Genomic DNA, 22,108 nt, shown 5'->3' on the forward strand with positions numbered 1-22,108 from the left:
CAGGTTCCTATCCGGGCTATAGACCCAGCGGCCCAGGCGGTACCAGAAAATACACCAGACCGCAGGATTGAGGAGAATTCGCCGGTAAGACTCTCCATAGGCCCGATAGCGCCCCAAATCTTCTTTGAACTCTGTGACCAATGCGTCATCCAGCACGTCAAGGCAACGGACTGGCCTCCCTGGCCTGTCTCGGAGCACGTCGCTGGCCATTCATTGAGGCCCGGGCGGGAATTTTTTTCCTAGTCATGGAATAAATCTTCCGCAGCCAGATCAGAAGGTAAACGAAAAATCAATTACTTAGGTGTTTGGAATCAGCGGAGACAGGATTGCAAGCCTTTGCACACGTTCACCAAGTCGGGCTTCATTCGACATATTTTTTTCACCTCACCTTTTTCAGGGAGACGAGCGCGTGCTCAAGGAAATTTCTGTTTGTTTTAAAAAGACTCAACACCAAACTGTATCTTGCACCCGTTCTTTCGGGTTTCCCTTATTCCTCTCTAGTCTGATGCTTCTCCTGCTCGGCACCAATGGGTGCGGTTGGGGTGGATCCGGGGTCAAGGCAGCTTCAAATACGTCAACGATTACGCTGAACGCCGGCCAGTCGATCCAGATTCCCGCAACAACCGCGTCCAGCATCTCCTGGACCGTCAATGGACCGGGATGCTCTGAAAAAGGAAGTTGCGGCACCGTCACCCCTGGATCTGGATACATCAACTACACCGCACCCCAGGCGATATCATCCCAGCTCCACACAACCATCAATGCCACTCTTGCCTCGGCAAGCGACGCTGGGTCCATCGCAGTTACCGTCAATCCGGAACTGACAGTAACGGCGAATCTGGATTCCGCTACAGTTGGCTCTCCCTACTCGGGCTTGTTAACAACCTCGGGAGGATCGAATCCGGTTCAATCATCGATCTCCGCTGGTAACCTTCCGGCGGGCCTCTCCTTTGATCCGTCTACAAACAAGATCGCAGGCACGCCCACAACTGCCGGCACATATACATTCACCTTCAAGACAACCGATGCCAGTAACGCGCAGACGAACGTCCTTACCCCAAAGACGATCCGCGTCGGCTCGACAGCATCTACGATTTCCATTACGTCCCGTTCTCTTCCGCGCGGCACGGTAGGCGCAGGGTATTCGACTCAGCTTTCCGCCGCCGGCGGCTCTTCCTCGTATAGCTGGGCTGCCTCATCAGGCTCGCTTCCGACTGGTCTCACACTCTCTCCCACCGGCATCATCAGCGGCGTGCCTGCCGCTGCGGGCACATTCGCGATTACGGTAACTGTCACGGACGATACTGGAGCATCAACATCTACACCCCTTACCCTTACCGTCGCTGCATCAACCTTGGCAGTCACGACCACATCGTTGCCATCAGGCGCCGTCGGTGCCTCCTATACTGCGGCCATCACGGCAGCCGGAGGAGTATCTCCCTATGCCTGCGCAGTTGCATCCGGCAACTTACCGAGCGGTTTGTCGCTCTCAGGTTGCGCCATCAGTGGAACACCTACTGCCGCCGTCAACTCTTCGTTGGTGTTCTCAGTCACTGATGCGGCTGGTACATCCGCTTCCAGCAAGACCCTGGCGCTCACGATCGCGGACGCAGCCACGTTGGACATTACCTCTCCTGCCTCGGGGACTGTAGGTGCTGGCTACTCTGCTTCCATCGGCGTCTCAGGTGGAAAGGGTCCATACACCTGCAGCATGACCGACGGCACACTACCCACCGGCATCCTTCTGAACAATTGCACGCTCCAGGGCACTCCAACGGCAGCCGGTGTTTACACGCTCGGTATCAGCGCCACGGACTCATCCAAACCCACGGCTCAGGGGAAGAAGAAGATCTCCGTCGTTGTCCAGAGTGCTGCGACGCAGCTGACGATCACCTCGCCATCCACGGCCACCGTTGGACAAACCTACAATGGCACGATCGGCGTCACCGGCGGAACCTCCCCTTATTCCTGCTCCATTGTTAGCGGGACGCTGCCTTCGGGTCTGAACATCAACAACTGCACCATTACCGGAACCCCGTCGGTAGCAGGCAGCACAAGCTTGGCCGTAAAAGCGACCGATTCCAACCATCCTGCAGATTCGGCGACCGCATCCATCACTTTGACCGCCGTCTCCCCGCCGGCAACTCTCACACTCTCTTCTCCGCCATCGGGTACCGTGGGAGCACTGTATAACGGCTCCATTGGTGTTGCAGGTGGAACAGCACCCTACGCCTGCGCACTGGCAAGTGGAACGATTCCTAATGGATTGACGCTGACCGGTTGCTCGCTGACTGGAACCCCCACAACTGCCGGCAACTCCACCTTCTACATCAAGGCAACCGACTCCAGCAGTCCGGTTAACTCCACAACGGGACCGGTCACACTCAATATCGCCGCAGATCCAGTAACGTTGGCCCTCACCGCACCACCCTCTGGAAGCGTTGGTGTCGCTTATAACGGAACCATCGGGGTCTCGGGGGGCACGGCTCCGTATACCTGTTCACTGGCTACCGGTAGCATGCCCTCCGGACTTACTCTCAATAACTGTGCCATCAGCGGAACTCCGCTTGTGGCCGGATCCTATAGCCTGTCCATCAAGGCAACGGACTCCGCTTCAAATACGACGACGGCAACGGTGCCCCTGAACATCATCGCTCCAACGTCTGTCACGCTTAAGATCAGCTCGCCTGTTTCCGCCACCGTAGGTACTGCTTACACCGGTGCGATTGGTATCACCGGCGGCGCTGCACCGTACACCTGCTCACTTGTGAGCGGATCGGTCCCAGGGCTTACGCTCAGCGGCTGCTCGCTCAGCGGAACGCCGACCACCGCTGGAACTTATTCACTCTCCGTGAAGGCAATCGACTCCAGCAGCCCTGCGAACTCGACGACCAGCGCTGTCTCGGTCGCTGTCAAGGCTGCCGCTGCTTCCTTGACGATTACTCCTCCCTCTACGGCCGCCACGGTGGGAACGGCTTACATTGGCGCAATCGGAGTCTCCGGTGGCTCCGCACCATACACCTGCTCGCTCCTGAGCGGATCGGTCCCGGGTCTCACGCTCAGCGGCTGCTCGCTCAGCGGAACGCCGACCACGGCGGGAAATTACTCACTCTCCGTGAAGGCAACCGACTCCAGCAGCCCTGCGAACTCGACGACCAGCGCTGTCTCCATCGCTGTCAAGGCTGCCGCTGCTTCCTTGACGATTACTCCTCCCTCTACGGCCGCCACGGTGGGAACGGCTTACATTGGCGCAATCGGAGTCTCCGGTGGCACCGCACCATACACCTGCTCGCTCCTGAGCGGATCGGTCCCGGGTCTCACGCTCAGCGGCTGCTCGCTCAGAGGAACGCCGACCGCGGCGGGAAATTACTCACTCTCCGTGAAGGCAACCGACTCCAGCAGCCCTGCAAACTCGACGACCAGCGCTGTCTCCGTCACCGTCAAGGCTGCCGCTGCTTCCTTGACGATTACTTCTCCCTCTACGGCCGCCACGGTGGGAACGGCTTACACCGGCGCAATCGGAGTCTCCGGTGGCACCGCACCGTACACCTGCTCCCTGACCAGCGGCACAGTCCCGGCAGGCCTCACGCTGACCAACTGCTCGCTCTCCGGCACGCCGACAGCTGCGGGCGCATCCGCGCTCACCATCAAAGCCACTGATTCCAGCTCTCCCGCTGCATCCACGACGGGTACGGTGACTTTGACGGTCAATGCAGCTTCTTCCTCCTCCCCAGGCTCATCGGGAGGACCGCACATCAATTACACCGATCTGAACGTTGGCAGCGGCACCGGCGGAGACAACGGAAACGGCGTCTACGTCCGCATCTTCGGCAGCAACTTTGGCTCAACCCAGGGCAGCAGTACCGTCGTCCTTGGCGGGCCGTTGGTCACGAATTGCAGCCTCTGCTCATGGAGCGATACGACCATCATTGCGCAGCTTGGCAGTGCGGCGAAGACCGGCAATATTGTCGTCACCGTAAATGGCGCGGCCTCGAATGGCGTGCCCTTCACGGTCACACCAACAGATATCGTGTTTGTCTCACCGAACGGAGCCGACACCAACACAGGCAGCTTCACCTCACCCTTCAAGTCGTGGCGTGCAGCCTTCAACTCTGTAACTTCATCCGACTCCATGACGCCGGTACGCAATACGGTCATCTATCTGCTTCCGGGTACGGATGTCAGCTTCGATGACGGCCGTGGATACAAGTCGGCGATCTCCATCGATATTGGCGGTTCCTCGCCAACGAGCCAGCTATCGATCGTGGGCTATCCCGGCGGAACGGTGAATGTGGGGAGTCCTTCCATTACGTATGGCGTTCACGGATGGGGTAAGTACGCCACCATCGCAAACCTCAATATCGTAGGCCAAAGCTCGGCGATCGATGCTGAAGCCGGAAACGTCCGCATCATCAATAACAGCCTCTCCTGCCCTGCACCCCCATCGGGCCTGGGTGGAACCGCATGCGCTCTTGGAGAGACCACCGACCCATCCGAAACCTGGGTCTTCGATGGCAACAACGTGCATGACACCGGTGGCAACGTCGACAAGACGTATCACGCGGTTTACTTCTCGAGTAATGTCAACCATGCCGAAGTAGGCTGGAACGATGTCGGCCAGAACTTCAAAGGTTACTGCCGCGGCATCATGTTCCACGCTACCCTTGGCAACAACGAGTATGACCTGCACATCCACGACAATGTTGTAACCAACTCCTATTGCGACGGCATTGCACTTGCTTCCGTAAATCCGTCAGAGGGAACGGTTGAAATCTATAACAATGTTGTGGCACATGTGGCCCTTGCTTCCAATCCCTATGGAGTTGCCAATGAAACCGGCATCGCCATCAACACTGACCCTGCGGCGGGGTCAAGCAGCGGTAATGTTGAGGTCTATAACAACACCGTGGTTGACGCAGGAGCGTACACGATCGGAAACCAGAACGGGTGCTTTGGTGTAGTAAGCAGCGGAGCCGGATTACACCTGACGAACAATATCTGTTCACAGCCATCCGGTTCTCAGCCCTATGTCGAAAGTGGATCGACGAATGTCAGCGGCTCCCACAACCTGTGGTACGGAGCAGGTGCGGCGCCGTCCTGGGATTCATCACCCGTAGGTTCAAACCCGCTGTTCGTCTCAACCGGAAACTTCGCGCTGCAGTCACAATCGCCGGCGAAGGCAGCCGGCACTAAAAGCATAACCTCCACCATCGACATCGAGGGCGCATCGCGAGGCTCTACGCCGTCGATGGGAGCCTACCAGTAGAATCCCTCTTGCCGCGGGGGGCGCGAAGTTTGCGCTCCCCGTTTTCTTTTAAAGAGCGCCCCGCCCCACCAGGACCACTTTCACCGTCTCCAGCGCGATTGCACAATCGAGCCAAAGTGAAAGATGTTTTACATAAAACAAGTCGTACTCGAGCTTGCGCTTTGATTCCTCGATCGTGGAACCGTAGTGGTATCGCACCTGCGCCCATCCGGTTAGTCCAGGAGGAACTGAATGACGGTGTTTGTAGAACGGCACGTGCTGCTCAAGTACCTCACACAGGTGAGGCTGCTCGGGTCTAGGCCCAATCAGACTCATTTCGCCACGCAATACATTGACGAGCTGCGGCAACTCATCGATACGATATTTCCTTAGATGCTTCCCCAATGGAGTAATACGATGTGTCTCATTGCCGGCCCAGCCGGTCTTTTGTACCGATGTCACCGGCGACATCGTTCTAAACTTCAGAATACTGAACCGTTTTCCAAATAGCCCGACACGCTGCTGCCGGTAAAACACTGGACCGTCCTGCTGCAGGTAGATCACGAATGCAACGATAAAAACAACCGGACTGGTAACGATCAATAGCATTCCAGCAACCAGAAGGTCGAAGATCCGCTTCGCAAATCGCTTCCCTATCCGATTGCTATAGCGGTCTGAAAAGATACATTGTTCAGCACTCAGATGATCGACGCGGACTCTTCCTGTTGCCTTCTCAAAGAAGGCCTGAGCATCCTCGATCTCCGTGCCGGCCATCTTGCAACTCAGCAATGTTTCCAGGTTCTCGTCAGACTGTGCCTTCACGTTGGTCACGATGATACGTTCGAACGCCTCACCTGCCCCCTTCTCACTTTGAAGGACCTTCGTCAGCATGGCAGGAGGCGCAATCTCGGCTACCTCCATATTCCATTCCGGGCTCGAAAGAACAATCGCCTGTAACTCCGCCGCCTCGTCACCGGCACCCACGACAAGAACCCGCTGCCGGTTGCGAGGCAGAGCCAGCCTTCTCGAAACCAGCGTCACCAGTGCAAGAAAGCCGGCGAATAGCAACACCTTTGACAGCACGGGGGCCAGCCACGGCAGAAGCAATACTCCCATGGCCAGCAGCAGAAACAGGAGAGCGAAGGCGCGCAGAACCTGCACGATCGTGGTTCTGGGAATTCGAACTGTCTGCAGGTTATAGAGATCGTGATAGTAGAAGATAACCTGACAGACAATTCCTACCAGCATCAGCCGCAGCAAGCCTAGCAGAACCGCACCAATGGGCTTGCTGCTCGATCCCGCGACAAGCGGCACGATAAAGAGGAGCGGCGCCGCAATCACCAGAACAACAAAGTCCAGAGAGAGGAGCAGCGCCGCCCTTGGAGGCAATGCTTTTCCGCAAATCTTCATATATCAGCTCACCTGTGCCAGGATCACTTTGGTTCGCATCTCAGGTTTCGCCATGATCTGCTTCAACGCGTCGCCGACGTAGTGAATCTCCTCAGGAAGCAGATGGGGATAAATCGGCAATGAGAGCACCTCCCCTGCAGCCTTCTCCGCCTCGGGTAAGCGGCCTTTTTTATATCCCAGGTGCTCGTACATGGGCTGGAGGTGCAGTGGAATGGGATAATGAACGGCTGTTTCCACCCCTAACTGGCGTAGTTCCGCCTGCACGGCGTCACGATTTGGAACCCGGATCGTGTATTGGTGAAATACATGCGTCCGGCCCTCCACGGTCTCCGGAAGCACTACTTCATCGATATCCCGTAGCACCTGATGATAGAGAGCTGCGCGTTCACGTCGCTGCTCGTTCCATTGATTGAGATGTGGAAGCTTGACCCGCAAGATCGCCGCCTGGATCTCGTCGAGACGGCTGTTCCACCCAAGAAATTCACTCTTATACTTCTTCGCACTGCCGTGGGCGCGCGCCATTCGCAAATACGCGGCATGTTCGGCGTTCTTCGTCACAATCATGCCGCCGTCTCCGTATGCGCCGAGGTTCTTGCTGGGGAAGAAGGACAGGCATCCGAAATCTCCAAACGAGCAGACCGCATCTCCGGCATATTTGGCGCCGAGTGCTTGTGCCGTGTCCCCAATAAACACAAGATTGTGTGCGCGTGCAAACTTCGCGATTGCGAAGATATCTGCCGCCTGTCCATAGAGGTGCACCGCAATAATCGCCTTTGTCGCCGGCCCCACCAGCGCTTCCAGCCCATTCACGTCCATGGTGTAGGTGACTGGATCAATGTCGGCAAATACTGGCGTCGCCCCCAGCAAACTCACGGTATCCGCCGTGGCAACGAAGGTAAAAGCCGGAACGATGACCTCGTCGCCGGGGCCAACTCCAGCAGCCTTCAGGGCCAGAAGCAGCGCATCGGTTCCCGAGGCGACACCTACCGCGTGCCCCACCTGGCAATAACTCGCAACCTCTGACTCAAGCGCGGCCACCTCAGGTCCGAGGATGAAGTGCTGCTTTTCCAGCACGTTTTCAATCGCTTTGTCGATCTCTTCGCGAAGCGATGCATATTGGCGCTCCAGATTGAGCATTTGAATCTTCTGCATTGGCTCTTCCCTCCCTGTGGATCCGCCGGCCTATGAGGCACAGGTCACCCTCATAACGGCTTCTTTGCACGCCGGCAGCCAGACCTGGGTTTGCTTCAAAGTAGCGACCAGGCACGAATTACACGCAGGAAACGAAATTTGCAGGACTTACAAGCTTCGGAAGCGATGCAACCGTTTGCACACTTTTACAAAAGTGCTGCCCCCGGGTTATTCGCCGCCGCATGCCGCAAGTCCTTGCTCCCTTTATGTATCCGTACGCCAGTTGCGGAAATTGTGGATTTGAGCGGCTGTTGTTGGGCCATTTCGCTATGGTCTTTGAAATGCACCTACCATGGCGATTCTCAGAATGGTCCAGGAGTCGGCAGGATGGCACGTTATCTTATCACTGGAGTAGCAGGGTTTATCGGATCGTCCCTCGCGCATGAACTTTTACAACAAGGGCACGAGGTGATTGGAGTAGACAACCTTACAGCCGGTGACGTTCACAATCTTGATGGCGTCATTCGGGACCTTGATTTCCGGGTCATGGATGTCAACGAAACCAGCCGCCTGCGCGAGTGCTGCCGTGGTGTAGATTTTGTCCTTCACCAGGCAGCACTCGCATCCGTTCCGCGCTCTGTCCGCGACCCCCTCTCGACGCATGTCGCCAATGTAGATGGAACACTGAGCGTCCTTATGGCCGCACGGGATGCCGGCGTTTCCCGAGTGGTTTATGCGGCTTCGTCCTCCGCTTATGGCAATAAGTCGTCACAACCGAAACATGAGGAGATGTTGCCGGAACCCCTCTCTCCATATGCAGCACAGAAACTCGCAGGCGAGTACTACGTCCGTAGTTTCTGGCATGTATATGGGCTTGAGGGCGTATGCCTGCGTTACTTCAACGTCTTTGGTCCGAGGCAGAGCTTCGATTCACCCTACTCCGGCGTTATCGCGAAGTTTGCTTCTGAGATGCTGAAAGGCGAGTCTCCATTGATTTTCGGTGACGGCAATCAGAGCCGGGACTTCACCTTCATCGATAATGTAGTCTCTGCGAACCTCCTGGCATGCAATGCTCCTGCCGCCGAGGTCTCCGGGAAAGTCTTCAACATCGGTACCGGGCAGAGTCACACCCTTAACCAGACCTACGACCTACTGGCCCACTTCCTCTGCTTCAAGAAGAGAGCACTCTATACGGCCCCAAGGCTCGGCGACGTCCAGCATTCTGAAGCCGACCTCAGTCTTTCGAGACGTACGCTCAAGTACGCACCCATCAGCAATTTCAAGGACGGTATCGCAAAAACTGTGCAATGGTTCCTTGAGCGGGAAGCACTTACCATCACCAAACACACAGCCTAACGACGCCGCGAGTGCGGCCCATCTACATAAGATCACGTGATCTTGAGTAAGGAGACCTCATGTGTGGAATCGTCGGATACGTTGGTCCGAAACCTGTTGTCCCTGTCATTATTGAAGGTCTGCGCCGTCTTGAATACCGAGGATATGATTCGGCCGGCATCGCACTTGCCGATAGTGATGGCGACTTGTCTATCTATCGTGCACCTGGCAAGCTTCGCAACCTGGAGGCTCTGGTTGCCGGTATGCCGCTGACCGGCAGCTATGGTCTGGGACACACACGATGGGCGACACACGGCCGTCCGACAGAAGAGAACGCACATCCTCACCGCGACTGCTCCGGCTCCCTCGTTGTTGTCCACAACGGAATCGTGGAGAACTACCTCACCCTCAAGCGGGATCTGGAGGAGAAGGAGCATGTCTTCGTCACGGAGACCGATACAGAGATCATCGCGCATCTGATCGAACAGGAATTCCTCGACGCAGACGATGTTCCGGGCTCCTCGGCGCCTCTGCCCCTGGAAGAAGCAGTTCGGCGTGCGGTCCGAAAGTTGAAAGGCGCCTTTGCTATCGGTGTACTGTCTGCCCATGATCCAGGAAAACTGGTCGCAGCCCGAAGCGGCCCGCCGGCTGTAATCGGTTTTGGAAACGGCGAATACTTTCTGGCTTCCGACATCCCAGGCATTCTTCACCATACGCGCAATATCGCCTTTCTCCAGGATGGTGATCTCGCCGTACTGACACCTGCCGGCGTACAGTTCAGCGACTTCGAGGGCAATGCTCTCTCGCGGCCACCGCAATATGTTGCATGGGATGCGGCCCAGGCAGAGAAGGAAGGCTACCCGCATTTCATGCTCAAGGAGATCTACGAGCAGCCCCGCGCCGTCCGTGACACGATCAGAGGCCGTCTCTCAACGACCACTGGCCGGGTCAGCCTGCCTGATCTGAAGCTGTCAGAAGAAGAGCTTCTCAAGATACAACGTGTTGTCATTGCGTCCTGCGGCACAAGCTGGCATGCGAGCCTGGTAGCGAAATTCATGATCGAACGGCTTGCGCGTCTTCCTGTTGAGGTCGACTACGCCAGCGAGTTCCGCTACCGCACACCTATCTTAGGAAAGACTGATCTGGGAATCCTCGTCAGCCAATCCGGGGAGACAGCAGATACACTCGCCGCACAGGCAGAGATGATTGCAAACACAATGCCGACGCTTGCGGTCTGCAATGTTATCGGCTCCGCCATCCCCCGCAGAGCCCTGGGATCAATCTCCACCAACGCAGGTCCTGAGATTGGTGTTGCCAGTACAAAGGCATTTACGGCACAACTAACAGCTCTGTTTTTGTTTTCGGTTTACCTTGCGCAGGTCCGCAAGACACTGAGCAGCGAGGAATGCAACCGGCTTCTCTCGGCGCTCAGGGATCTCCCCAACCAGGTTGATGCGGTTCTGCGCACAGCTGCGCCCGTCTGCGAGCAGCTTGCGAAGGCGTTCTACCGTGCAGAGGATTCTCTCTTTCTCGGTCGCGGAATTCACTATCCCATCGCTCTGGAGGGAGCACTAAAGCTGAAAGAGATCAGCTACATTCACGCTGAGGGATATCCGGCCGGTGAAATGAAGCATGGTCCCAACGCACTGATCGATGAAACCCTGCCAGTGGTTTGTGTGGCGACGAAAGATCCAAATGATCCCGTAAGTGTACTCAAGTACGAAAAGACCCTCAGCAATATCCAGGAAGTGACGGCGCGCAATGGGCGTGTCATTGCCATCGCATGCAAAGACGATCAAGAGATCTCCCGGCTTGTCGAGCAGGTAATCTTCATTCCATCGACCGTGGAAGCCTTACTGCCCATCCTCGAAGTTGTCCCATTGCAACTATTCGCCTATTACATCGCCGTAGAGCGTGGATGTGATGTCGATCAGCCTCGTAACCTCGCAAAGAGCGTCACCGTGGAATAAACAGGAGATCCTAAAAAGATGGGACCTGCGTTCCAGCGTCCTGCATATCTGGTCTATGGAAAATTCGAAGCGTAGTGCTGACCTCCCCCTCCGATGTCCATGGAGCTTCCCCGAACAATGGCTCGCAGTGATCGTCGAATCCTCCGATGCGGCGATTATGGGCGCGTCGCTTGACGGCACAGTCATAAGTTGGAACCGCGCGGCTACTCAGATGTTCGGCTATACCGCTGAGGAGGCTATCGGAAATTCCGTTCTCTCTCTCGCATGGCCGGGAGAAGAACAGAGAATGCGTGAACTGCTCTCTGCAGTACGGCAAGGCGAACAAATCCGCGGACTTGAGACATCCAGAAAGCACAAGGATGGCAAACGCGTACACATTTCACTCAATCTTTTCCCAATCGAAGATGGCAACGGGGCCGTGATCGGCGTCGCCAAGATCGCCCGCGATATCACCGGCGGTAAACAGGATGAAGAGCAGTTCACCCGGCCACATGTTGAAGGAATATCCAAAGAGATGGTTGACCGTGCTCCCGATGCGGTTCTGGAAGTCAATCAAGATGGCGATATTGTGACAGCAAACAGAACAACGGAAATACTCTTTGGGTACCGCCGCGAAGAACTACTCGGGCAACCCATAGAGCAACTTATCGCTCCCGCACACCGCAGCAAACAGATACTCGGCCTCTCGGTCTTTATGACGTCGAAAAGGCGATGCTCGTTACACTGCCTTGAGGTCAACGCCCAAAGAAAGGATGGCTCAGAGTTTCCCATAGAGATCGCCCTCAATACCAGCAAAGATGATCATGGAACTATGATCGTCGTGATGCGAGATATATCGGAACGGCGGAGCGCCGAACAGCAACTACGAAGTATTCACGAAAGCTATCTGAAGGAATTAGTCGCACGGCAGCAGGAGTCGGAACGTCTTAATCGCTTGAAAAGCGAATTTATAGCAAACGTAAGCCACACACTGAAAGCGCCGCTCCATACCATTCTCGGCCTTGCCGGCCTTCTCAGGGAGGAAATCCACGGTTCGCTTTCCCCTGCACAGATACGTATGATCGAGCACATTCAATACGATTCGGAACATCTGCTCACAACCCTGAATAACGTTCTCGATTTAAGCAGGATCGAGGCCGGCACAGTCCATCTTCACACCCGGGAAATCGATATTACGCATCTTCTGCGGGAGATTGTCGACTCGGTTCGCGGTCGGGCCATGGCGAAGGGCGTTGCACTGGAGTCGGAATGGAGATCGAACCTCCGGATCCTCGCGGATCCCACATACGTACGCCAGGTACTCCACAAGCTCCTCATCAATGCCATCAAGTTCACCCCGGACGGAGGAGCGGTATTGATTCGAGCTATCGAGCAGGAAGAAGGGATCCGGATATCTGTACTCAACAATGGAGCAGGAAATCCGCCCAGTGATTTGGACCAGATCTTCGAAAAGCTTTATCAGGCAGAGATAAGGACCGGAGGCGCCAAGGAAGGTATCGGTCTGGATCTAGCAATCTGCCGTCAGTTGATCAAGATGCACGGCGGCGAACTGTTCATTAATAGCTATCCGGGCATTGGACGCGAGTTCTCATTCACTCTACCTGCTTAGAGCATTTTCCCTATTGCCGGGTATCCCGGAAGAGAAGTGCAGCGGCGTTTTCATTGTGGAAAACGCCCATAGATGCAGAAGCCCTACTCTACACCTACCAGGGATGCGGGAGCCGAAACCCGGGAAAACTAATCGTTGTGATTGGCATCACCTTCCTTTGTGTCTGAAGCGCGGATACTTATTGGTAGCTCTAGAGCATTTTCCCTGTTGCTGGGTATCCCGAAAGAGGAGTACAGCGGCGTTTTCATTACGGAAAACGCCCATAGATGCGGAAGCCCTACGCTACCCCTACAGGAAAAATGCTCTGTTCGGAAACCTCCCTGCAGAAGGAGGGAGCCGTCAATGCAGACGCTTGTTCCCATTTTGATCACCGTTATTGGCTTTCTTTTCATCATCGTCGGAACAGGCGGCGCGCTGCTCACTCGTCTAAGAAGAAAACAAAAGAGGAGTGCACACACTCCACAGTGAACTGAGCGAGGAGAGGCAATGAAATTCAAAGACCGTACCGATGCCGGCATGCGATTGGCACAGCTTCTCGAAAAGTTCACAAATCGGCCGGACACCGTTGTCCTTGGAATTCCACGTGGGGGCGTCCCCGTCGCATCTCACGTAGCCCATGCCCTCCATCTCCCTCTCGACATCTTTCTTGCCCGTAAGCTCGGAGTCCCAGGTCACGAAGAATATGCATTTGGCGCCGTCTCAGAAGGTGAGGGGTGGTACTTCAACGATGCCGTGATCCGCAGCGCAGGAATCACTCCCGAGAAAGTAGAGGAGATCACGCGTGCGGCCAAGGCTACGTTGGACGAACGTGCCAGGCTCTATCGGCACGAAAGACCAGCTCTCCGGCTGGAGGGAAAGACCACCATCCTGGTTGACGACGGCATCGCGACGGGGGCTAGCATCCTGGCGGCTGTGCGATCGCTCCGTTCCATCAATATCGCGCACCTTGTGGTTGCGGTTCCGGTTGCCCCTCGCTCTACCTGTGCATGGCTCTCTCGCGAGGTCGACGAGCTGTTTGTTGTAAGTGAACCTACTGACTTTTATGCCGTAGGCCAGTTCTATGAGGATTTTGGACAGACCACCGATCAGCAAGTAGTCACCCTTTTGAATGAAAATTCTATGGGCATCGTTTCACAAAAGGCGGAAGGCGGAAGTCTGCCGGTCGGTCCCTGAGTGGCTCCAATATCTCTTACTCCTGTCTGGAACAGTGATCCGTATCACATCCACGCGGCACACCTCGGGACGAACATGAATACCACGAAGGAAAGATCGTCATGGCTGGAACGTGAAGAACCGTAGCAAACCGCCTGACGCGCCTCAGGCCATCGCATAGATTCGCGATTGTTCTTTGGAGAATCATCAGGCCTGACATGCGGGAGGGAGTATCTGGTATGAACATCACAGTAAAAGATGCAATGAGTAAATCCGTTGTGGCATGTGTTTCGACGGAATCGTGCCAGCGCGCAGCCGAACTTATGCGACGACATCATGTGGGCGCTATTCCGGTTGTGAGTGACAAAAACAGCCAGCATCTCATCGGGATTATCACCGATCGCGATCTCGCTATGAAGCTGGTCGCGATGGGACGGAACGCCGCTGTCCCTGTTTTCAATGTAATGACGATGAACCCTATTACCTGCCGGGCGAGCGATCCCCTCGACATCTGCGAAGAAAAAATGCGCCTGCATCGTATTCGCCGGGTGCCAGTCGTCGACGAACTCGGCTCCTGCATCGGCATAGTGTCCCAAGCGGATGTCGCCTTGCACGATGATGCGCAACACCTGCAATCGACCGTTTCAACTATCTCAAGACCAGAACCCATCCTGGCTGCCTGACCTCGAACATGAGGGCGCAAATCGATAACGCCATGCGCCCTTGCTCTCGTTCGGCCTTGAGCTTGTCTAGAGCATTTTCCCTGTTGCTGGATATCCCGGAAAGGTCGTACAGCGGGCGTTTTCATGCGAAAAACGCCTATAGATACAGATGCTCTGGACTACGCCTACAGGAAAATGCTTTGATCGATCTCTCCTGATGTGACCTCAATCACTGCGGTACCCTCAGCCGGGATAGTGTGGCCTCGCGTTCTCCGGAGGGCCACCAATGAACATTTCAAGGCTTCCAAAACCATCCGGCAATCATTTGGTAGCTTCACCAATCTCCTTCGAAAGAATCCTCGTTGGCACCGATTTTTCTGAGCCGGCTGAGCGGGCATTCGATGTCGCATTCGAATTCGCAGAACAATTCGGATCGCATCTTTACATTGCACATGCCATCTCGTTGATGCTGCCCAGCATGGCATCGGCCGGCATTGTTCCAGAGGCTGTTGACGCTCTTGTCCAGTCAGCGAAGGAGGAGCTCAACAAAGTTATTCGCTCACGTCGGACAAATGCAGTGTCGATCGAAAAAGTCGTTGCGTTCGGTGGTGCGGAAGAGGTGCTTCTGGAAGCCGTCCGAGAGAAAAAGATCGACCTTCTCGTGCTTGGGACCCATGCCTCATTGGGGATAGCCCGCATCGCACTCGGATCGGTGGCCGAAAGTGTGATGAGGCATATTTCTTGTCCTGTGCTCATAACAGGACCTAAGTGTCAGCGAACATCCAATTTATTTGGCTCAATCCTCTTTGCGACCGACCTGACGACAACCGGCACACGCGCCGCGAGATACGCAGCAGCGCTGGCCGAACAGTTCCAGTCGATGCTCACGATATTTCATGCCATGGTTAAGAAAGAGTCCGTAGCAAGCGGGCGCCGCGAAGAAAGCGAGAATGCAAGCAGACTGCAACTGGAGTTTCTCTTGCCGGAAACCGCAGACCTGTGGTGCAGCCCCCATATGGAGCTCGCATACGGCGACCCGGCGGAAGAGATATTGGCCATGGAAAGTAACTGCGATGCGACCCTTATTGTTACGGGGACCGGCCGCCATCGTGCCCTGGCAGACCACTCCCCGCATAGCACGCTTAGTAAGGTCCTACATATCGCGAAATGCCCAGTCCTCGCCGTTCCCGATTCCACGGGCGAATGATCTACTTGCGGATGGCGGTACCTGAAATTGAATGCGCCAAATTCTGCCAAGTGTTCCTTTCGCTGGCAGGAAGTTATAAGCTCGGCTTAGACAGGACAGAAAACCGTTTCAGATGTAAGCAAGTACTCTTTGAATTAATTAAGCTCGAATTAAGCTTTCGTGGAGACTCACGCTTTCAGGGTGGATTTATCCCGCCTGCTATATATTGCTAACAAGTAGTTGCCTGAATTACCGCCAAATTGATCGATACTCATGAAAACACCATAAAAATGCCCCTCGTCGGTTTTATACGTGCTATGATTTTCCCGCATTACAAGGGAACCTGAAAGATCACTTCGACCTCCGCGGAGAAGGCCTGTGAGAAGTGTTTATATTTTCGGTGACTATATTTTCGAGACGTCTCCCGATACGCTGTCCCGGGGAGTGCAGACCGTCCCTGTGCCCTCGAAGCAACTCAGTCTGCTTCGCGTCCTTCTCCAGGGAGAAGGCAACGCAGTAAAAAAAGAAACCCTGCTGCGCGAAGCATGGCCCGGCTCCGACGTGGAAGACCATACCCTTGTCCAAACGGTCTATCTTCTTAGACTTACGCTGGGTAAGATGTCCGACGGGAGAGAATATGTTGAAACGGTCCCCCGTTACGGCTACCGGATCGCCGCAAGCATTTCACAGCAGGGGCTGGCTTTCCCAGAAAGTGACCCGTGGAAGCGCCCATCGAGAGGATCGGGATTCGTCCAGTCTCTAAGCCAGATCTGGCGGAGACTCAGTTCTTCTTCCCGGGCTGCGGTGTAACCAATTCTAAACACCTGACCTATCACTCGTTGAAGTCGATACGAGAGAGGGCTTATTTCTATCTGACTTACAATCCCTTCGGGAGCGCGAGGAGAAGATTCACCAGGCCAGCTAGGTAAGACACAGTGAAAGAAAATTGGTAACCTTTTCTAGTTACCTATAGTTACCTTTAAACTAAAGTAACCCTTCCTGCTCGATTTACCCGGTGCGGGTAGAATGTGCGTCGTCCGACTTTACTTACAGGCCTCAGTGGAGAATGTCTGCCCAGAAAATCGAATTGGCTGGCTGACTTCTCGTTCTAGCGTGCTTAGTTCATAACGAAGGCAAATAGCTTATCCCCGGCGCCGATAAGCAGGTACTGATGGCCGTCGAGCTCATAGGTGATGGGGCCGTTTGACATGCCTGTTCCCAGGTTTACGTGCCAGAGTGGGCTGCCAGTCGTCGCATCGAGTGCGACGAGGTTGTTGTTTGGATCTCCGGCAAAGACAAGATTGCCTGCGGTGCTAAGCAGCCCGCTTTCTCCACCCGATGTTTCCCACTTGTGGCTCCATCTGATCTTTCCGGTGCGGTAGTCCACCGCCTGCAACATTGCCTCTGACCATGTGCCGATACCATGTCCTCCCCAGCCTTCCGGTTTCTGGCTATCGTCGTAGATGTAGAACATCGAATACGAATGCGTGGCATTGATGTAGAACAATCCCGTCTTCGGGCTGAACGTCGAAGGCGCCCAGTTCACGCCGCCCGAGGAATCCGGTGTGACCAGCACACCCGGGATCTGCGGCTCCTTGGCGGGATTGGGTATCGGCTGTCCCTTAGCGTCCAGCCCCTTGGTCCAGTTTGTCTTCACGAACTCCGAGCTGACGTAGTTTTTCCCCGTCTCGCGATCCAGGACAAAGAACCAGCCATTGCGGCTCGCCTGTGCCAGCAGTTTGTGCGGCTTGCCTTCTATCTCGCCATCGAACAGGACCGGGGTTTGGATTGCGTCCCAGTCGTGGGTGTCGTGCGGTGATGGCTGGAAATACCAGGCCATCTTTCCGGTGTCTGCATGAAGAGCAACGATGGATTCTGTATAAAGATTGGCGCCCTTGCGTCCACTGCCGGCAATCACCGGCTGCGGATTCCCAGTGCCGATGTACAGCAGGTTTAATTCCGGATCGTAAGTTGGTGAGATCCACGTCATGCCGCCGCCGTGTGCCATCGCATCGGCATTTGGCCAGGTTTCAGACCCCGGCTCGCCAGGCTTGGGTACAACCGACCAGCGCCACTGCAGCGCGCCGGTCTCCGGATCGTGGGCTTCGAGAAACCCGGGACGGTCAAGATCATCACCGCTGACGCCGGTGATCACATGATTCTTCACTACCAACGGCGCCATCGATGCGTAATACATCTGATCCAGATCGCAGATGGACTGACTCCAACGCTTTGCGCCATCAGTCAGATTCAGAGCGACCAGGTTGCAGTCCGGCGTTTCGAAATACAGGGAATCACCCCAGACACCAACGCCGCGGTTTCCCAGGTGAATGCCCCCCTTGGAAGTCCAGGCGTAATGCCACAATGGCTTGCTTGTCCGCGCATCAATGGCCCATACATGGTCAGGCACAGTGATATACATGACACCGTTCACAACAACCGGCGTTCCAGCGAGCCGCCGGACCATTCCATCGCCCAGATTGGGTAACTGGTAAAGCCAAGCGAGACTGAGCGATTTAACATTCTTATCGTTGATCTGAGCCAACGTGCTGAAGCGCCGGCCGGAGTAATCTCCGTTGTAAGTCGGCCAGGTGTCCGGCGTTGGGTTGAGTAATACCGCCGGATCAAGGCCGCCGCCTGCCTGCTGTTCGGCGCTGGCACCGCGCGCGGAAGCAAAGGTTAGCAGGGCAAGGAAGAACGTTGCAAAAAGCTTCATTGCAGAGTCTCCAGGTATGACACGACGTCGTGAATGTCCTTGTCGGTATATGTGTCAAGTAGGGCGTCGTGACCCGCATACGGATTGTGCTTCTCTACCTTGAGCTGAGGACTGCGGGTAAAACTGAAATAGTGTCCGTCCGCGTCTCGAAGAGACACATTGAAGTCATCGAGATTCAACGGTTCGCCGGTCACAGTTGCACCGGAAGGTGTCGTAACGGTGATGGTGGTGCGGAGTTGACGCGAAGCCGTGCCCTGTCTGGTGATCGCCCGGTTTTGCGGAAACACAACCTTCTGCTGAAGAGCAGGGGGAGCATACTTACCGGCGATATGAGCAAGATCGCCCGTGACCGAATGGCATTTTATACAGCCGCCAGTCTTTTCAAAGTAAACTTTGCCCGCTTCGGCATCACCCACCAGGATATTCAGCGGGTTGTTATAAGGTCCTGTACGCAGTGTGTCGCCGATCTGCTGATGTAGAAAGTGAGACAGATCCTTCACTTGTTCCTGGGTCAGCTCCGCCGGCTTGGATTTGGGATGTCCCTGAGCGAGATACGGTCCGATGGTGCTGCCATACCGATCATGCAAAACCACCACCGATCGCACCAGATCAGCGCCGCGGCTGCCGCCGCGCGCTCGTGTTCCATGGCAGGTAATACATTGCGCGATGTAGACCGTCTTGCCGCGAGCGGCGGCATCCTCATCGACGACCTGCTTGTCGTCGGAGCCGGCCTGGTCGATCAGGCTGGGCTTGCGCGGAACCTTGGCTTGCTTCGTTGTAGCCGTGCCCGGAGCGGCCTCACCGTTGAGAGGAAAAGTCGTTGCCAGATAGCCGACGATCTGGTCGAACTCGTCATCGTTGATCTTTGCTCCGCGGGCGATCATGCTCGAAACGGTAGTTCCCCACTGCTCTCGACTCATCCTGCGCGCGGCGAACATCTGCACAGAGTGACAGCTCGAGCAGACGCGCTGGACAGTGTCGCGGTGCACACCTTCCGGTAGCTGCGAGCTTTGTGCTTGCCCAATCGCAGCGAGGGGCGCCAGGGTGGTCGTCAGCAGAAAGCAAAGACGAGACAATCGCATAACGTGAATCATAGGTGTGATGAACATCTCTTGGCGCATGGCCGGAAGGTGCGCAGTGAAACTGTGCGGCTCAAGCTCTGGGAACTACGCCTTAGGATGCATCTCGCCTGACAGGATCAGAGCAAAGCGGCGCCGCATCTCCTTCAGATAATCCGCATCACCGGGATTAAGCTCGAGCGTTGCCGTTCCCTGATAGCCGATCTCCTGCAGTGCTGTATAGACGGCGATCCAGTCGATATCCCCGTCCCCGGGAGACACCCAGCGGGCTACCGAATCTCCGCTTCCCTGACCGCGATGGAACGAGAAGTCCTTGATGTGCAACTTGACGATACGCTTGCCCAGAGTGCGAATCCAATCCTGGGGATAGCCATAGAGCACAACATTGCCTACATCAAAGTAGGCCCGCACATGCTGTGAGTTGTACTCATCAATGTAGTGCGCAAACTCCAACGGACTCAGCAGGAATTTATTCCAAACCTCTTCAAGCGCGAGCGTTACGTTCAACTCCTCGGCGAGTGGAATCAGCTTACGAACGGCTGCCTGCGATCGCACGTATGCATCCTTGTAGGACGTTTGGGCATTCACCACACCCGGCACCAGCAGTACCGTCGAGGCGCCCCAAAGATGCGCGTTTCGAATCGAAGTGCGCGCGCCCTCCAGGCTTTTCTCCACCACAGCGGGATCAGAGGAGGTGAACGGATACTTCCAGTGATCCATATTCATGACGGAATGAATGGGCAACCCAGACTTTTCGGAAGCACTCTTCATCGCCTCTGCAGTTGCCTGATCCGTTTCGGTAGGGCACTCAATCTGCTCATATCCACAGTCTTTGGCAAGTTGGAAGCGCTGCGCGATCGAGAGATTCTCGGGTAGCATGCTGTATTCCACCGCCATGCGGATCGGCAACCGGCTCTTAGACTGCGCGGGTAGAGAAGAGGACATGATGGTGAGTGCGGCGTTCTGCAGAAAGCTTCGACGAGTCATCATGACTCCCCTTTGAGGATGACCATTAATAACAAGAAACAGTTAGAAAAACAAATAAAACCATACAAACGAAAGAAGTAAACGTAATCAACATCTAACCATACCAGTTGGGGCAGGTTTCTCCGCCCAGGACTCGTGCAGGTCATGCGTGGCCGCGGCGCTGGCTGATCTTGAAACACCTCCGTCGTGATCGACTAGGTGCTTGGATAGTCCCAAACATCAGCCGGAAGCTTATCCTTGAGCGACGCGTACATGGCATCGCGGAACAGTTTCAGAGCCGGATAGGGCCGGAGGGCAATGGTTCGCTCCACAATCAACCCCTGCTCATTATCCACGATGACCTCCAAGCTCTCGAACTTGTGACCATCCATGGTTCCAACCCAGCGCAAGAAGGTAGTGCGCTCATCGAGCTTGAACTCCGCTGTATAGGTACCGGAACCACGTGTAGAGCTCGACTGAGCGAAAATAGCCGCGATAGTTTCGCGCCCCTTGATCGGCCGTACCAGGATCGGGCTGTTAAATACGATGTTTTCGGCAAGCAGCTTGCTCACTTGAGCGGCTGTAGGGTTACCGGATTCCCGAAGCTTTCGTAGTGGATGCATGGTGATTTCTCCTGTGCGGTGTTAACTACCGCCAACACACAAGTTCTGTAAGCGTGAGGCGTGCTTACGTTGGCAACTCTTCGCCCGACTGCCCATGAGAGTACCTCAGGCCGTGATTGCCTGTCCGTTCCTAGCTTCGATGGCTTTGACGCTATTCACAAAGGCCTTCTCCAAGACTCCTTTGCCAATGGTCCTGAGCACAAAGCCTAGCAAGTACCCCTTAAAGTTCTTGCCCTCACGTACCACCACCAGGTCAATATCGGTTGCACCATCCGCGTGGCGCGTGAAGGTGTAGTCATGGCCGGAAGCGCCGCCCCACACGTTGGAGTCAGTAGTGGTCAGGACGACATGATTGGGGTCAGACCAGTCGTACTGCAGACGTTCCCACACGCCATCCGAGCCTTCGGTCACATCGGCGTGTGAACGGCTGACGTGATGTACGGTGAGATATTCGTCGGCGCTGTTGCCAAAGATCTTCGAGCGGCCGGGCCCGAAGTCGACGAGCCCGGCGATGTATTGCTCGGGAGTGAGAGTAGTTGTCAGATGCAGATGGATGGAGGACATGGGTTTCTCCTTCGAATTGATTTCTACTGGTGAGCGCGCCGCGTATGGCAGCCCTCATCCATTGCTGCGCAACGACCGGAAGCCTGTGCAAAGCTCTTCGGAAGCGCCATCAATGAGCGCCGTTTTTTGTAGCCAGTAGGCGACATAGTTGATACCTCCCGAAGCCGTAGGCAATTTGCCTGACAACTCAGTAGAGTAGACCAGTCGGTCGAGGGATTCACAAAGTTCCTGGGTTGCGGCGCGATCTGATCGGATTCACCGACGATAAGTTTGGCCACGCACAATCGGGAACGTCCGAGAGAATGCCGGCGCGCAGCAGAGTATCGCGACGCAGTTTCCTTATTGGCCCTTATTGTCCCCGCAGATAGACCCTGATCGGAAGTGGCAGAAAGCGAAGTGATTGAAATTTGTCCGTTTTGCCTCCGAATAGGCGCTCATATCCGCTCGCAGTTTGGCACGA

At 55.5% G+C, this 22,108-nt stretch carries 15 protein-coding genes; 8 read left to right on the forward strand and 7 right to left on the reverse strand.

Annotation, left to right across the window (positions count from 1 at the left end):
• Positions 1–505: 505 nt before the first annotated feature.
• Positions 506–5,266 carry a beta strand repeat-containing protein gene (locus tag OHL21_RS14325; protein ID WP_263417965.1) on the forward strand — a complete coding sequence of 1,587 codons (4,761 nt, stop codon included), beginning with the start codon at positions 506–508 and terminating at the stop codon, positions 5,264–5,266.
• Between the two features lie 48 nt (positions 5,267–5,314).
• Here OHL21_RS14325 and OHL21_RS14330 read toward each other — a convergent pair whose 3' ends face one another.
• Together OHL21_RS14330 and OHL21_RS14335 are read right to left on the reverse strand one after the other, a co-directional pair.
• On the reverse strand, positions 5,315–6,655 hold the full coding sequence (locus OHL21_RS14330) for an exopolysaccharide biosynthesis polyprenyl glycosylphosphotransferase (RefSeq protein ID WP_263417966.1): 1,341 nt from the start codon (positions 6,653–6,655) through the stop codon (positions 5,315–5,317).
• A gap of 3 nt (positions 6,656–6,658) precedes the next feature.
• Positions 6,659–7,807 carry a DegT/DnrJ/EryC1/StrS family aminotransferase gene (locus OHL21_RS14335; protein ID WP_263417967.1) on the reverse strand — a complete coding sequence of 383 codons (1,149 nt, stop codon included), beginning with the start codon at positions 7,805–7,807 and terminating at the stop codon, positions 6,659–6,661.
• A gap of 366 nt (positions 7,808–8,173) precedes the next feature.
• Here OHL21_RS14335 and OHL21_RS14340 point away from each other — a divergent pair, with 366 nt between their 5' ends.
• The 7 genes from OHL21_RS14340 (at position 8,174) to OHL21_RS24495 (ending at position 16,510) form a co-directional block, all read left to right on the forward strand.
• Positions 8,174–9,142 (forward strand): NAD-dependent epimerase/dehydratase family protein, encoded by a 969-nt coding sequence (locus OHL21_RS14340; protein WP_263417968.1) that lies wholly within the window; start codon positions 8,174–8,176, stop codon positions 9,140–9,142.
• 59 nt (positions 9,143–9,201) lie between these two features.
• A complete protein-coding gene (gene glmS / locus OHL21_RS14345) occupies positions 9,202–11,091 on the forward strand; it encodes a glutamine--fructose-6-phosphate transaminase (isomerizing) (protein WP_263417969.1) in 1,890 nt (629 codons plus the stop codon).
• Positions 11,092–11,146: 55 nt separating this feature from the next.
• Complete coding sequence (locus OHL21_RS14350) at positions 11,147–12,700, forward strand: PAS domain S-box protein (RefSeq protein ID WP_263418046.1); 1,554 nt, start codon at positions 11,147–11,149, stop codon at positions 12,698–12,700.
• Between the two features lie 486 nt (positions 12,701–13,186).
• The gene (locus OHL21_RS14355; RefSeq protein ID WP_263417970.1) at positions 13,187–13,873 is read left to right on the forward strand and encodes a phosphoribosyltransferase; all 687 of its coding nucleotides are present in this window, start codon (positions 13,187–13,189) and stop codon (positions 13,871–13,873) included.
• A 218-nt stretch (positions 13,874–14,091) separates the two neighbouring features.
• A complete protein-coding gene (locus OHL21_RS14360) occupies positions 14,092–14,535 on the forward strand; it encodes a CBS domain-containing protein (RefSeq protein WP_263417971.1) in 444 nt (147 codons plus the stop codon).
• Between the two features lie 265 nt (positions 14,536–14,800).
• Complete coding sequence (locus tag OHL21_RS14365; RefSeq protein ID WP_263417972.1) at positions 14,801–15,721, forward strand: universal stress protein; 921 nt, start codon at positions 14,801–14,803, stop codon at positions 15,719–15,721.
• A gap of 438 nt (positions 15,722–16,159) precedes the next feature.
• Entirely contained in the window at positions 16,160–16,510 is a 351-nt protein-coding gene (locus tag OHL21_RS24495) for a transcriptional regulator (protein ID WP_399258565.1), read from the forward strand.
• Positions 16,511–16,817: 307 nt separating this feature from the next.
• Here the strand turns inward: OHL21_RS24495 and OHL21_RS14370 are convergent, their stop codons facing one another.
• The 5 genes from OHL21_RS14370 to OHL21_RS14390 form a co-directional block, all read right to left on the reverse strand.
• Positions 16,818–18,416: an acido-empty-quinoprotein group A gene (locus tag OHL21_RS14370; RefSeq protein WP_263417973.1), complete on the reverse strand. Its 1,599-nt coding sequence runs from the start codon at positions 18,414–18,416 to the stop codon at positions 16,818–16,820.
• Positions 18,413–19,498, reverse strand: a complete 1,086-nt coding sequence (locus OHL21_RS14375) for a c-type cytochrome (RefSeq protein WP_263417974.1) — start codon at positions 19,496–19,498, stop codon at positions 18,413–18,415. The genes OHL21_RS14370 and OHL21_RS14375 overlap by 4 nt, the downstream gene beginning before the upstream one ends.
• Positions 19,499–19,582: 84 nt before the next feature.
• A complete protein-coding gene (locus OHL21_RS14380; protein ID WP_263417975.1) occupies positions 19,583–20,485 on the reverse strand; it encodes a sugar phosphate isomerase/epimerase family protein in 903 nt (300 codons plus the stop codon).
• 191 nt (positions 20,486–20,676) lie between these two features.
• Complete coding sequence (locus OHL21_RS14385) at positions 20,677–21,084, reverse strand: hypothetical protein (protein WP_263417976.1); 408 nt, start codon at positions 21,082–21,084, stop codon at positions 20,677–20,679.
• 105 nt (positions 21,085–21,189) lie between these two features.
• Positions 21,190–21,648: a hypothetical protein gene (locus OHL21_RS14390; RefSeq protein ID WP_263417977.1), complete on the reverse strand. Its 459-nt coding sequence runs from the start codon at positions 21,646–21,648 to the stop codon at positions 21,190–21,192.
• Between the last annotated feature and the right edge of the window lie 460 nt (positions 21,649–22,108).

This window comes from Terriglobus albidus (assembly GCF_025685425.1).
In the GTDB taxonomy this organism is placed as follows: domain Bacteria; phylum Acidobacteriota; class Terriglobia; order Terriglobales; family Acidobacteriaceae; genus Terriglobus; species Terriglobus albidus.